This window comes from Ferrovibrio sp. (genome assembly GCF_965278975.1).
Lineage (GTDB): Bacteria > Pseudomonadota > Alphaproteobacteria > Ferrovibrionales > Ferrovibrionaceae > Ferrovibrio.
Map to the genome: position 1 here is coordinate 2141273 of NZ_OZ257126.1, position 13594 is coordinate 2154866.

Sequence of the window (13594 nt, forward strand, 5' to 3'; positions counted from 1 at the left end):
TCACGGTTTCAATTGTTCCGCCAGGAAGGCCAGCATCTCCGTGCCGGCCTTTTGCGTTACGGCGGCGTCGTAGCCCATGGTGTAGCCGGCACTCGCCTTCAGGCAGCCGGCGAATTCTGTGGGATCGAAGGGCCGAATGCCGCCGTCGGGTTTGTAGAATCGCTGTGCCGCGCCGAAATCCACCACCGGGCAAAGCCGCGCGTTGACGTGATGGGGATGGTATTTCGGCGTACTGAAAAAAGCCTGATCCCAGGCATGATAGGCTTCGGGATAGATGATGGTACGGCGCTGCACTGCCGGATCGGCCTGCTTTATCAGGGTTTCGATCAAGGCGCATTTTTCCGCTGGCGCGGTTTCATCCTTGCCGCCTTGCAGCCGCAGCATGGGCGCGCCAGTGGTCATGCGGTTGCTGCCGTTGCTAAAAATGTACGAGCAGGGCGCATAGACCGAGACATGGGCGGCAAAGCGCAGGCTGGTGCCGAGAATGCGGCTGCGGATGAATTCGTTGGCGGTCAGTTCGGTGGTGACACCACCCATGGAAAAGCCGATCAGGGCGATGCGGCCCGCATCCAGCCGGGGGTGATCGGCCACGCGTTGCAGCGCCAGCAGGGCATCGCTGGCCGGCGAGATCGGGCTGATCGCACCGGCAACATCGGCGGCGCGAGTGATGCCGCGCCCGGTGAAATGATCCAGCCCAAGCACGGCATAGCCGGCATCCAGCAACGGCTGCACATATTTGCCTTCGCCAGCATCGCGCCAGCCGCCGATGGTGTGGGCGATCATCACCGCCGGCACTTTGGCTTCGCCCGGCGGCAGCCACAGCGTTACCGAGGCTTTCTCTAATTTTGACTTGCCCTGGCGGAATTCCCCGAAATGGGCATAGCTCGGGGCATCGAAAACCAGGGTTTCGCCGCCCTTCGGGCTTTGCGGCTGTGCCAGGGCGGCAGTGGCAGACAAGGGGGCCGCAGCGGCAGACAGGGCCAGCGCCGCCAAGATCATTCCCGCCATTACCCGCATGCCGGCCTCCATCGGTTCTGCGGGTATTCTATCCCTATAATCCGCTTTCGCGCAGATAGAAGATCAGGTCCAGTTCCGGCGGCGCCTGGCCTGGTACGCACATGCTCAAAAGCTGATGTGCCTGGCCGCGATGATGCGCCTGGTGATTGAAGAAATGCCCCAGCAATGGCGCCAGCGGATGCTGGAAACGGGCGCCGCTCATATTGGCGTAGTCGATTGTATCGGCCAGCCGGGCATCATCCAGGCTATCGGCAAAGGCGATGATGCGTTCATCCATCATCTCGCGCGCCGCGCGCAGGCCAGAAAAATCCGCATGCAGGATCTGGTTCAGCTTCTCGATATGCGGCGTCGGCTGGCCGATGAAGCGGCCAAACCACACGCTGTCACCGACCAGCACATGATTGAGCGTGTTGTGCAGGCTGCCGAAGAAGCTCGGCCGCTCGGCGTGATAGACCTCCGCCGGCAGTGCGGCGGCGGCGCCATAAAGGCGGCGGTTGGCCCATTGATTATAGCGCGCGAACTGGCGCACCTGATTGAGCAGGATGGACATGGCTGTCTCCGGGGGGCGGCTCGGACTCTGGCAATGATAGAGCGCGCCAGGCCGCTGCCGAAGCGGAGAATTGTCAGGCTACATTCAGGCCGCGTTCTGGGAAATTACCTGACCGATGCGCAGCAGGTTGCCGTCAGGATCGACGACATGGAATTCACGCAGGCCCCAGGGCTTGTCCTCGATCTCGTCCATGCGCTCGGCAGTGGCTTCGATTGCCGCCCATTCGGCATGCAGCACATCGGCATCGGCAACGCGCAGATAGGCACCGGCGAAATTGCTGCGGGCATCGAATTCCATCTCGGGATCATCACCAAGCCAGGCGAAATGCAGCTCAAGTGTTCCGCGCCGTAGCAGCAGGTAATCGGGATAGCGCCCCGTCGCCTGGAAGCCAAGCGCGGCATAGAAGGCTTCGGTCGCATCGAGATCGCTGGACGGCAGCATCGGGATGGCGAGATCGGACAGCATGGCATTGCTCCAAAAGAAAACGGCCCGCCGGTCGCCCGGCAGGCCGCTCCTGGCATCAGATGTGGCGGCTTACCACTCGGTGAGGAACACGTCCAGCTTCTTCGCTGCCAGCGCATCGGCACGCGCCTTCATCCAGCCCTTGGCGAAGGCGGCTTCATCGGCCGGCGCACTCTTGGTGTAGGCTGTCCAGGCATCGGCCATGGTCTTCTGGCGGTCGATCAGCGCGGCGTTGTTCTTGTCATACTCCGGCTTCCACACACCGATTTCCTTGAAATACTTCACCGCACCTTCATGCACTGGCACCACCCAGTCGAATACCTGGCGCTTCAGGTCCCAGCCGACATTGCCCGGTGCTGCATCCTTGTACTCGGCATACAATTCCACCATCGCCTTGGTCATGGCATAGACTTGGCCGGCATCCACATTGGCGTAGGTCATCAGCACCGGATAGGGATAGGTGGCGCCTTCGACGCGGTTGGTGGCGCTCATCTCCGGGCCTTCGGCGCCATAGAAGGGTACATAGAACGGCGCCTTGGCCTTCAGCCGCTTCCAGCCTTCGGCATCATTATGCGGCACGGTGGGATAGACGATGCCGCGCGGGCTCGAGGCGATCTGGTAGGCCTGGCCGGAAATGGTGGAGGCGAAGGCGGCATCCACCTGGTTGTTGATGATGCCGGTCATCGCCTGGCCGAAGCCGCCGAATTCCACCCGCTGCACATCGTTCCAGGTCAGGTTGGCATAGGCCAGCAACGCCGTGATATTCTGGTTCAGCGATGGCGCGCCGATCACCCAGGCGACGCGCTTGCCCTTCAGGTCGGCCATGGTCTTCACACCGGTATCCTTTGCCGCCACCACGGTGAGCAGCGCATCGGAATTGTTCAGCAGCAGCGAGCGCACCGGCTGAGGGCCCCAATCCTTGGCGCCGAATTCGTAGACGGCTTCCTGCGCCATGTAGGTGCCGCCGACACCATTGGCCGAGAACGGCACCTTGCCTTCGCGCAGCGGCACGGTGCGCGACACGTCATTCTTGCCCGGCAACACGCGGAGCGTGACATTCATCTTGTTCTTCAGCGCATTGCCGATGGCAACCGCCTGGTTGTAGCCACCGGAGCCGACATCATAGGCGGTCCAGGTGAGCTGGTCGGACAGCTTTTGAGCCCAGGCATTGCTTGGGGCGGCCCCGGACATCAAGGCCAGCACCGCGCTGGCCGCCATCATCTTGAATGCTACGCGCATGGGTGTTCCTCCTGTTGCTTTGTTATGAATAGACCGGCTGTTTTGTACCGCCGGCCAGTTTGAGCAGCATGAAAGCCGCTGCCGCGCAGGCGATGCCGAGCACCGCCAGCAAGGTGTTGTCCACTGGGATCAGGCGCCCGCCGGGAGCCGCGAGCGCGAAGCCGCCGACCAGCAGCAGCAGCCGCGCCAGCCAGCGCCGCGTATCGCCATCCAGCCTGCCGCCCCACAGGATATAGCCTTGTAGGGCGGAGGCGATCAGCGCCACGCCGGGGAAGGCGGTCAGCAGCACCTCGAACACTTCCATCGGGCTGCCTTTCAGGATCAGTGCCGGATTGAGCACGAAGAAGAACGGCACGATGTAGATGATGGCGCCCAGCCGCACTGCCTGGAAGCCGATGGCAAACGGCGAGGTGCGGGCCAGCGGCGCCGCGGCGAAAGCGGCCAGCGCCACCGGCGGCGTGATGAACGAGATCATGCCCCAGTACATGATGAACAGATGCACCGCCAGTGGATCCAGCCCGGCCTTCACCAGCGGCGGCGCCAGCACGATGGCGAGGAAGATGTAGCAGGCCGTCACCGTCATCCCCATGCCGAAGATGAAGCTGGTCAGCGCGCCCATCAGCAGCAGGATCAGCGCATTGTCACCGGCCAGATACACCAGGTCATTGGCCAGTGTGCCGGCCAGGCCGGTGACCGAGAAGGCGCCGATGATGAAACCGACACCGGCCAGGATCGCCACCAGTTCGGCCAGGGCGCGGCCGGTTGCCGCCAGCAATTCAATGAAGGCGGCCCAGCTCAGCCGGTTGCGCGGCAGCAGCTGGTTGATCACCAGCAGCAGGGCGGTGGCGGCAAACGGCGCTGTCGCCTCGCGCTGCTCGTTCACCATCAGGAATACCAGCACCACGAAAACCAGGATGTAGAGCCAGCCCTGCTTCAGGGTCTCGCCGAGTTTCGGCAGTTCCTCCGGCTTCATGCCACGCAGGCCGAGGCGTGCGGCATACGCATCGATCTGCACCATCAGGCCGAAATAGAACAGCAGCGCGGGCACTGCGGCAGCCAGCGCGATGTCGGTATAGGCAATGCCAAGGAAGCTCGCCATCACGAAAGCCGTGGAGCCCATCACTGGCGGCATCAGCACAGCACCGGTGCTCGCCACGGCTTCCACGCCGCCGGCATAATCGGCACGGAAACCGGTACGTTTCATCGCCGGAATGGTGACGACGCCTGACGAGATCACGTTCGAGATCACGCTGCCCGAGATCGAGCCTTGCAAGGCCGAGGAGATGACGCCGACCTGCGCCGCGCCGCCGCGCCAGCGGCCGACCATGGCGAAGGCGACATCGTTGAAGAACTTGCCGCCGCCGGTATGGTTCAGCGCCACGCCGAACACGATGAAGCCGATCACCACTTCGCCAAAGGCGCGCATCGGAATACCGAAGGCGCTTTCAGCCGAAACGATGTGATACGCCATGGTGTCGCCGAAGCTCTGCTGGATGCCTTTGATCGGGCCGGGCATCAGCCCGGCGAAAACCGGGTAGAGCGAAATCACGAACACGATGATGGTGATGGCTGTGCCGCCGGTGCGGCGCAGCGTTTCCAGGATCAGGACCCAGAGCAGGAAGCCCAGGATCTGGGCCGGCATGGGGGCGGCGAATTCCCAGCCTTCTGCCAGGATCGCGGTGGATTTGAGCGAGAACCAGGCCAGTCCGGCGGCCACGATAAGCGCCAGCAGCCAGTCATAGACCGGCACGCCGAGCAGCAGGCCGCGTTTCTCGATGCCGGGTTTGGGTGGATAGGCCAGGAAAACCAGCGGCAGCGTGAAGGCAGCGAGCAGGAAAAGATACAGGTTGTCGATGAAGACGATGCCACTGAACAGTGCGAGATTGAACTGCTGGTTCAGCACCAGCAGGATGGCGGCGATGGTCAGCAGGCAGAACAGCGCCTGCACCGGCCCGCGCAGGCGGCGGTAGGCAAGGTCCTCCACCATCCGCTCATCAGGGCGCGGTTCCGTTGGTGGACTCGACTGGTTTTGAATTACGCCCGGCGTGGCGGTATTCCCGGCCATGCGCGTTGCCCCCCACTTTTATTATTGCAGGGAGCATAGCATCGCTGGGCCATGGGCCAAGCGATGCTTGTCTCGGATGAATCTGGCTCAGCCGTTATGGTCGGCGGCACGCTGCAAGCTATGCGGCCGCCAGAACGGTTGCTCGGCTTCGAAGGCGGCCTGGCCGGGATCGATGCCAAGGTCATGCAGGGCGTTGCGGCCAAGTTCAGCCAGCCGCTGCCGCGCCGTCACCCGCTCGCGCCAGGTGCGGAACTGCACATAGGCCGCCAGCGGCAGCAATTGCCACCAGGGCAGGCCGAGGGCCGCGAGGCTGGGAAATTCGGCGCCGCTGAGCCAGGAAAGATCCTGCTCGCGCTCCCATTGCCTTAAAACCGACCGTTCGTGCTTTTTTACGGCGGCGATCTGTCTGCGATTGGGTTGGTAGGTCATGACGGGCTCCTTGAGTGGAACGCTGTTGTCGGAAGGAAGCTACTGGGGAGGCTGCTCTGGGAGGCTACTTACTGAAATCAGTAATCAGTGGTCGTTGGCGGCGCTGCCATGTTTCGCGGCGGCGCGGGCGACCAGATCCTCGAAGGCCGCTTCGGCGCGGCCGCGTGCCTGCGGGTCGCGCAGCAGGCGATTGTAGAACGACAGGCTCAGCACGATGCCGCTGAGTTCAAAGGCGAATTGCGGGCAATCCAGATCGTCGCGGAAATGGCCCTCGCGCACCGCCAGTTCGGCCGAGCGGGCCAGCGTCGCCAGCCATTCCTGTTGCATCACCACCAGCTTGTCGCGCACCGGGCCGGGCTTGTCGTCCATCTCGGTGGCTGCCGCCGTGATGATGCAGCCGCCCGGCAGGTCGGGGTTCGAGTCGGTCCAGTCGAGCCAGGCGCTGAACATGGTTTGCAGGCGGGGCAGGCCGCGCGGCGCGGCGCGCGCCGGTTTCCACACCGCTTCCAGGAAGCGGGCAGTGGCGGCATCCATCACCGCCTTCTGCAATTCCTCCTTGGAGCCGAAATGCGCGAACAGCCCGCTCTTCGACATGCCCAGCTTGCCAGCCAATCCACCGATCGAGAGGCCGTTGAAGCCCTCGACGCTCGCGGCCTTCATGGCCTCGGCGACAATGGTTTCCTTGGTGCGTGCGCCCTTGCTCATGGTCCCAAGATACGAACGGTCGTACTAAAAGTCAAGCGGGTTTTGTGAACACCGAATTGTGAAACAGGAATCCGGCGCCCCGGCCGTGCAGTCTGGCAAGCATTTCCGGGGGATAAGATCATGCGTCGCCGTCATTTCCTGCTTGCCGCCGCCGGCCTGCCGCTGCTGGGCAGCGGTGCCGCCTGCCTGATCGGCGGCCAGGCGGAAGCACAGCCGACGCCCGGCTGCGGCCCGGCCACCCCGCGCCAGACGGCGGGGCCGTATTTCACCCCGCGCGCGCCCTTGAAGCGGAGCCTGCGCGAGCCGGGCTTGGCCGGTGAAGCGATGCGGCTGGAAGGCCGCGCGCTCGATCCGCGTTGCCGCCCGCTCGGCGGCGCCAAGATCGAATTCTGGCAGGCCGATGCCAGTGGGCAATACGACAACCAGGGCTTCCGCCTGCGCGGCCATGTCATGGCCAATGCCGAGGGCGAATGGCGCATCGACAGCATCCTGCCCGGTGCCTATGGCGGCCGTACCCGCCATGTGCATGTGAAGGTCTATGCCACGCCGCAGGCACGCCCGCTTACCACGCAGCTCTATTTCCCCGGCGAACCCGGCAATGACCGCGACAGCCTGTTCGATGTGCGCCTGCTGCTGCAGATGACGCAGACGCCGGAAGGCCGATTGGGCCGGTACAATTTCATTCTCGGCGGTTAGTTGACCGGTGATTTTCCGGCGGCCACTCTGTGGCCAAGGAAACTGGCGCCATGGAAATCACCACATTGCTGACCTTCGCCGCCGCCGCCCTGGCGCTGGCGATCACGCCCGGCCCCGACATGCTGATGGTGCTGACCCGCGCCGTGGCGCAAGGCCGCATCGCCGGCCTAGTCTCGACATTGGGCATTTCGCTCGGCTGCTACGTGCATGCGGTGATTGCCGGACTTTCCTTGAGCGGTGTGCTGCTGCTGGCGCCTTTCGCCTTCGATGCCATCCGCTATGCCGGTGCGGCTTATCTGCTCTGGCTCAGCTATCACGCGCTGCGCGGCAGCGGCGGCCTGCAGCTTGAGCAGGGCGCGGTGGCACCCATCTCTTTCTGGGCGGTGTTGCGCCAGGGCTTCCTGTGCAATGTGCTGAACCCGAAAGTGGCCCTGTTCTTCCTGGCGCTGTTTCCGCAATTCATGGAGCCGCGCCCGGATACGGCTTTGCAGCAGGCGGTCATTCTTGCCAGCATCCTCAATGTCGCTGGTGCCCTGGTGCTGGTGCCGGTAAGTCTGCTCGGCAGCCGCTTCGGCGACTGGCTGCGCCGCCGCCCGGCTTTCCTGGCCTGGCAGAACCGCCTGCTTGGCCTGGTCTTTGCCGGCCTGGCGTTGCGGCTGGCATTCGATGCGCGGCGCTGAATGATTTCACTTGCCACGCTGATCACCTTCGCCGCCGCCGTCGCGGTTTTTGCCGTTACGCCGGGGCCGAATGTGCTGTTCGTGCTGTCGCGCAGCGTCGGCCAGGGGCGCCGCGCCGGCATCGCTTCGGTGCTCGGCCTGATCCTCGGCTGGTACGGCCATGCTTTCGCCACCGCCATTGGCCTGGCCGCCCTGGTGCGCGAAGTGCCGTGGAGCTACGACGTGGTGCGCGGCATCGGTGCTGCGTATCTGCTCTATCTCGCCTGGCAGGCCTGGCGCGGCACCGGCGCTTTCGCGCTCGATCCGGCACGCCAGGGCAGCAGCGATCTGTGGCGCATTGCGCGGGATGCGCTGATCACCAATCTCACCAATCCGAAAACTGCGTTGTTCTTTCTGGCGCTGCTGCCGCAATTCGTCGCGCCGGAGCGCGGACCGGTGATGGCGCAGGTGCTGGTGCTGGCGACCGTCTACAGCGTGATAGCGGCCGGCATCCTGCTCCTTCTGGTGCAGGCTGCCGGCCGTATCGGCGAATGGCTGTCACGCCATCCGAAAATCATCCTCTGGCAGCAGCGCGCCATGGCCACCATCATGGCCGGCCTGGCGCTGCGCCTCGCGTTCGATATCAGGCGCTGACCGCGCCGGGTGATATCAGGCGCTGATCGATTTACTCGACGGCACGCACGCCGATCACTTCGGCGGTGCCTTCGAGGATCGCTTCCTTCAGCATTTCGAAGCCGTATTCCATTTCGGCGATCTGCTCGCGCAGGCCTTTCAACTCGGCGGCGGCGGTCGGGCGCATCGGGCGGTCGCCCTGGGCGTATTCCAGCAGCAGCGTGGCGTAGCGGCCCTTCATCTTGGCGATCTGGCGCACCAGCGTGTCGAGTTCGGCGGTTTCAACCCGGCCCAGCGCCCAGGCCATCTGTTCGCGGCTCTGCTCGCGCAGCTTGGCCGAAAGCCCCTGCACATACTGGCGTGGCGTCAGGCCGCTTGGGATGCCTTCGCGCATTTCCATGCGCTCGCGCGCCGAAAGCGGCGCGTCCAGGCGCTCGCCATCGATATTCAAGGCGGCCTTCAGGCGCGGCTCGGCTTTCTGAGCTTGGCGCAGCGACAACAATGCAATGGCCATGATCGATCTCCTCCATTAATCCTCGGAAGGGTTAATGCAGGCGTCGTGCCAGAATATTTTTGCTTGTTTTCCGGTGATATTGAAATGGTTAACCCGGCAGAACTTGCCGGTGGGACTCAGTTGCCGGCGGGACTCAGTTATCGGGAGCTGGGGCCGGCAGGATTTCCCCCTGGCCGCCATGGCTGAGTTGCAGCCGCCAGCCCTGGCCCTTATCGGCGCGGTAGCGCGCCAGCACCGGCGGCGGCAGGGTGAATTCCGCCTGGCTCAGCACCATCGGCGGCCGCTGCGGCCGGGATGAGGAAAACGGGTTCTGGATCGGCAGGCTCAGGCCGATGCCGGCATCCAGGCCGCTGGAGGAACCGCCGGAACCTCCGAGCACCACGCTCGGCCGCCCGACGCGGCTCTCGTTGTCGCTGCTGCCGGTATTGCCGCCGGGCACGGCGGGAAAGGTAATGCGGCTGGCGCCATGGGCGCGGCCATCGGGATCGATCAGGCTGGCGGTCTCGATCGCCGCCGGGCCGCGCACGCGGATGCCGAGCCAGTCACCTTCGATCCGCGCGGCGGCGGCGAGCGGCGGTGGAGGCGGCGGCGCGCTGGCGGATGATGTGCCGCCAGAGGACGAGCGCGAGGGCGCTTCGGCACAGGCGGCGAGAAGCAGCAAGGGTAGCAGCAGCAGGGCGGATTTGCGCATGGCGTCACTATAGGCTTGGTGCAGCATGACGTCTAAGCTCGGAGCCATAAAAGGGAGGACGGGACATGGACAATCTGTTTGATCTGCGCGGCAAGGTGGCGGTGGTCACCGGTTCCAGCCGGGGTATTGGCCGTTCCATTGCCTTGCGCCTGGCCCAGCATGGCGCCCGCGTGGTGGTTTCCAGCCGCAAGGCGGAAGCCTGCGAGAAGGTCGCTGCCGAGATTCGCGAGGCCGGCGGCGAGGCCCTGGTGGTGCCGTGCAATATCTCGGAGAAGGCGCAATTGCAGGCGCTGGTGGATGCTGCGCATCAGGCCTGGGGCCGCATCGACGTGCTGGTCTGCAACGCGGCGGTGAACCCGTATTTCGGCCCGTCGCAGAACATTCCCGATGATGCCTTCGACAAGATCATGCAATGCAACATCAAGAGCAATCACTGGCTCTGCAACATGGTGGCGCCCGGCATGGCCGAGCGCGGCGAGGGCGGCGCCATCATCATCATTTCCTCCATCGGCGGTCTGATCGGCTCCAGCCTGCTCGGCGCCTATGGCATTTCCAAGGCGGCGGACATGGCCCTGGCGCGGAACCTGGCGGTGGAATGGGGCCCGGCCCAGATCCGCGCCAACTGCATTGCCCCGGGCCTGATCAAGACCGATTTCGCCCGCGCCCTGTGGGAGAATCCCGATATCGCCAAGCGTGCAACTCAGGGCTATGCGCTGAAACGGATCGGCGACCCGGACGAGATTGCCGGCGCCGCCGTGTTCCTGGCTTCCCGGGCCGGCAGCTTCACCACCGGCCAGACCCTGGTGATCGATGGCGGCGGCATGATCAACATGCAAAGCGTGTAATCCGGCCCGCGCCGCGATATATAAAGCCCATGCTGAACGCGATTCCCGACCGCCGCGCCATCATCGACCGCAAGAGCCTGCTGCTGCAGCTCGAAGCCTTGCCTGCCGAGGGCAAGAACGGCGCCGCTGAACAGCGCGCCCAGGCCCTGGTGCTGCTGAAGGCGGCGCTGAACCATGGCCGCGAGGCGATCCGGCTGCGTTTCCTGGCTGGCGCCAGCGCCCTGGTGACGCGCAAGGCCCAGGCCTTCCTGATCGACCAGATTATCCGCCTGACCTTCGATTTCACCACCCAGCGGGTCTACCGCCTGCCTAACCCAACAGCGGCCGAGAAACTCTCCATTGTCGCGGTCGGCGGCTATGGCCGGGGCGAGATGGCGCCGTTCTCCGATGTCGATCTGCTGTTCCTGTTTCCCTACAAGCAGACCCCCTGGGGCGAGCAGGTGGTGGAATTCATGCTCTATCTCTTCTGGGATATGGGCCTCAAGGTCGGCCATTCGACGCGTTCGGTGGAGGAATGCCTCCGGCTTTCCATGGGCGACCTGACCATCCGCACGGCCCTGCTGGAGCAGCGCTGGATCTGGGGCGAGCAGGATCTGGCGCAGACCCTGTGGCGCCGCTTCCAGACCGAGGTGATGGCCAAGACCGGGCCGGACTTCATCGAGAAGAAGCTCGGCGAACGCGACGACCGGCATCAGCGCATGGGTGACTCGCGCTACCTGGTCGAGCCGAACATCAAGGAAGGCAAAGGCGGCCTGCGCGATCTGCACACGCTGCTGTGGATCGCCAAATATGTTTATGGCGTCGCCGATCTCGATGGCCTGATCGAGCGTGGCCTGCTGTCGATGGAAGAATACAAGCGCTATACCCAGGCCAATGAATTCCTCTGGACCGTGCGCTGCCACCTGCATTACCTCGCCGGCCGGCCCGAAGAACGCCTGACCTTCGATCTGCAGACCGAAATCGCCAAGGCAATGGGCTATGCCGACCGCCCCGGGCGCAAGGATGTGGAGCGCTTCATGAAGCGCTACTACCTTGCGGCCAAGGAAGTCGGCGACCTCACCCGCATCTTCGCCGCCGCCTTGGAAGAGCGGCACAAAAAGAAGAAGCCGCTGGCGGTGCTGAAATCGAAAATCCGCCGCCCGAAGGCGATGGATGGTTTCGTCAATGAGGGCGGCCGGCTCAATCTTCAGGATGAGCAGCTTTTCATCACCCAGCCGGTGAAGCTGCTGCGGCTGTTCCATCTGGCGCAGGAACAGGGGCTGGATATCCATCCCGATGCGCTGCGTCTGGTTCGACAGAATCTCAAGCTGATCGGCGCCGATCTGCGGAATGATCCGGAAGCCAACCGGCTGTTCATCGAGATGCTGACCTCGAAGAACGATCCCGAGACGGCACTGCGGCGCTTGAACGAGGCCGGTGTGCTGGGCCGCTTCGTGCCTGATTTCGGCCGCGTCGTGGCGCAGATGCAGCACGATATGTACCACGTCTATACCGTGGACGAGCATACCATCCGCGCCATCGGCCTGCTCTCGCGCATCGAAAGCGGCGCACTGGCGGAGGAACATCCGCTGGCGGTGCAGGTGATTCACCAGATCGTGTCGCGCCGCGTGCTGTATGTGGCGCTGTTGCTGCATGATATCGCCAAGGGCCGGGGTGGCGATCATTCCATCCTCGGCGAGAAGGTGGCGTTTAAATTAGGCCCGCGCTTCGGCCTCAGTCCGGCTGAAACCGAAACCGTCGCCTGGCTGGTGCGCTGGCATCTGGCGATGTCGGCTACCGCCTTCAAGCGCGATATCGCCGATCCCAAGACGGTGGTGGATTTCGCCAAGCTGATCCAGAGCCCGGAGCGTCTGCGGCTGCTGCTGGTACTCACTGTGGCCGATATCCGCGCCGTCGGCCCCAATGTGTGGAATGGCTGGAAGGGTCAGCTGCTGCGCGAACTGTATTATCGCGCCGAAGAATTCCTTTCCGGCGGTTTCTCCACGCGTGGCCGCGAACAGCGCATCACCGAAACCAAGGACACCGTGCGCGCGCGGCTGCCGGACTGGCCGGCCAAGGAGCAGGAGGGCCTGCTCAAGCGGCATTACGAGAATTACTGGTTCTCGAATGATGCCGAGACTATCCTGCGCCATGCCCGGCTGATGCGCGTCGCCGACAAGGAGTCGCGCACGCTCACGCTGGAAACCCGCGTCGATGGTTTCCGCGATGTGACCGAACTGACGCTCTATGCGCCGGACCATCCTGGTCTGTTCGCCCGTGTTGCCGGCGCCATCGCGGCGACGGGTGGCAATATTGTGGACGCCAAGATCTTCACCACCACCGACGGCATGGCGCTGGACACCTTCTTTGTGCAGGACACCGAGGGCAAGGCGTTCGATCGGCCCGACAAGCTGGCGCGGCTTTCTACCGCGATTCAGCGGACCCTTGCTGGCGACCTTCGGCCGCGTTTGGTGCTGGGCGGCGACAAGCCGGGCCTGCCGAGCCGCACCCGTGTGTTCAAGGTGGCGCCGGTGGTGCTGATCGACAACAACGCCTCGAACCGCCATACCGTGGTGGAAGTGAATGGCCGTGACCGCCCGGGCTTCCTCTATGAAGTGACACGCGGCCTCTACGATCTCAATCTCTCGATCCGTTCGGCCCATATCGCCACCTACGGCGAACGCGCCGTGGACGTCTTCTATGTGCAGGACCTGACGGGACAGAAGATCCACGACGAGACGCGGCTGAAGCAGATCGAGCGCCATCTGCTGAAATTGCTCACCCAGGTGGAAGAGAAGGCGGCGCCCGCCAAGGCTGCCGGCACCAAGGCCGCGCCGAAACCGGCCACCCGCAAGGACGCGGCTTAGGGCGCCTCTCCATAAAAGGCGTCGCCGCCGGGCTCGACCCGGGGGTGACGCCGATTGGCAAGCCCTTATGGCTAGGACGAATTAACCCTGTCCGGCCCGGCAAAAGATTCCGGGTGGGCAAGGCTTCCCCGGTCCCAGCGATTCTTCACCTCATATAAATCAATAACTTACGGCGAAAACCAGAGTTGGCATCGGGCTTGCTACCAAGAAGCGCAAAGCCGGGGCAGAAGGCCCCATCCGCCA

The 13594-nt window shown here is 64.1% G+C and carries 14 protein-coding genes; 5 read left to right on the plus strand and 9 right to left on the minus strand.

All coding sequences use genetic code 11. From position 1 onward, the window contains the following. The 7 genes from ACQY7X_RS10395 to ACQY7X_RS10425 form a co-directional block, all read right to left on the minus strand. Nucleotides 1-1008, minus strand: a complete 1008-nt coding sequence (locus ACQY7X_RS10395) for a dienelactone hydrolase family protein (RefSeq protein ID WP_428249845.1) — start codon at nucleotides 1006-1008, stop codon at nucleotides 1-3. A 43-nt stretch (nucleotides 1009-1051) separates the two neighbouring features. Further along, nucleotides 1052-1567, minus strand: coding sequence for a DinB family protein (locus ACQY7X_RS10400; protein ID WP_428249846.1), 516 nt, complete (start codon nucleotides 1565-1567; stop codon nucleotides 1052-1054). An 84-nt stretch (nucleotides 1568-1651) separates the two neighbouring features. Beyond that, the gene (locus ACQY7X_RS10405; protein WP_428249847.1) at nucleotides 1652-2032 is read right to left on the minus strand and encodes a bleomycin resistance protein; all 381 of its coding nucleotides are present in this window, start codon (nucleotides 2030-2032) and stop codon (nucleotides 1652-1654) included. 69 nt (nucleotides 2033-2101) lie between these two features. Continuing rightward, nucleotides 2102-3268: a TAXI family TRAP transporter solute-binding subunit gene (locus ACQY7X_RS10410; protein ID WP_428249848.1), complete on the minus strand. Its 1167-nt coding sequence runs from the start codon at nucleotides 3266-3268 to the stop codon at nucleotides 2102-2104. Between the two features lie 22 nt (nucleotides 3269-3290). Then, complete coding sequence (locus ACQY7X_RS10415) at nucleotides 3291-5255, minus strand: TRAP transporter permease (RefSeq protein WP_428249849.1); 1965 nt, start codon at nucleotides 5253-5255, stop codon at nucleotides 3291-3293. Nucleotides 5256-5420: 165 nt separating this feature from the next. Then, on the minus strand, nucleotides 5421-5762 hold the full coding sequence (locus ACQY7X_RS10420; protein ID WP_428249850.1) for a DUF1127 domain-containing protein: 342 nt from the start codon (nucleotides 5760-5762) through the stop codon (nucleotides 5421-5423). An 84-nt stretch (nucleotides 5763-5846) separates the two neighbouring features. Beyond that, nucleotides 5847-6467, minus strand: coding sequence for a TetR/AcrR family transcriptional regulator (locus ACQY7X_RS10425; RefSeq protein ID WP_428249851.1), 621 nt, complete (start codon nucleotides 6465-6467; stop codon nucleotides 5847-5849). A gap of 120 nt (nucleotides 6468-6587) precedes the next feature. Between ACQY7X_RS10425 and ACQY7X_RS10430 the strand changes: the two genes are divergently transcribed. The 3 genes from ACQY7X_RS10430 to ACQY7X_RS10440 are packed head-to-tail and all read left to right on the plus strand — an operon-like array spanning nucleotide 6588 to nucleotide 8476. Next, the gene (locus tag ACQY7X_RS10430; RefSeq protein ID WP_428249852.1) at nucleotides 6588-7163 is read left to right on the plus strand and encodes a hypothetical protein; all 576 of its coding nucleotides are present in this window, start codon (nucleotides 6588-6590) and stop codon (nucleotides 7161-7163) included. 29 nt (nucleotides 7164-7192) lie between these two features. Beyond that, on the plus strand, nucleotides 7193-7843 hold the full coding sequence (locus tag ACQY7X_RS10435) for a LysE family translocator (protein WP_428249853.1): 651 nt from the start codon (nucleotides 7193-7195) through the stop codon (nucleotides 7841-7843). Beyond that, complete coding sequence (locus tag ACQY7X_RS10440) at nucleotides 7844-8476, plus strand: LysE family translocator (protein WP_428249854.1); 633 nt, start codon at nucleotides 7844-7846, stop codon at nucleotides 8474-8476. Between the two features lie 31 nt (nucleotides 8477-8507). Here ACQY7X_RS10440 and ACQY7X_RS10445 read toward each other — a convergent pair whose 3' ends face one another. Then, complete coding sequence (locus ACQY7X_RS10445; protein WP_428249855.1) at nucleotides 8508-8969, minus strand: hypothetical protein; 462 nt, start codon at nucleotides 8967-8969, stop codon at nucleotides 8508-8510. Nucleotides 8970-9102: 133 nt separating this feature from the next. Next, on the minus strand, nucleotides 9103-9687 hold the full coding sequence (locus ACQY7X_RS10450) for a hypothetical protein (RefSeq protein ID WP_428249856.1): 585 nt from the start codon (nucleotides 9685-9687) through the stop codon (nucleotides 9103-9105). A 38-nt stretch (nucleotides 9688-9725) separates the two neighbouring features. Here ACQY7X_RS10450 and ACQY7X_RS10455 point away from each other — a divergent pair, with 38 nt between their 5' ends. Both ACQY7X_RS10455 and ACQY7X_RS10460 read left to right on the plus strand, forming a co-directional pair. After that, nucleotides 9726-10505 carry an SDR family NAD(P)-dependent oxidoreductase gene (locus ACQY7X_RS10455; protein ID WP_428249857.1) on the plus strand — a complete coding sequence of 260 codons (780 nt, stop codon included), beginning with the start codon at nucleotides 9726-9728 and terminating at the stop codon, nucleotides 10503-10505. A 29-nt stretch (nucleotides 10506-10534) separates the two neighbouring features. Next, nucleotides 10535-13351 carry a [protein-PII] uridylyltransferase gene (locus ACQY7X_RS10460; protein WP_428249858.1) on the plus strand — a complete coding sequence of 939 codons (2817 nt, stop codon included), beginning with the start codon at nucleotides 10535-10537 and terminating at the stop codon, nucleotides 13349-13351. The last annotated feature ends 243 nt before the right edge of the window (nucleotides 13352-13594 follow it).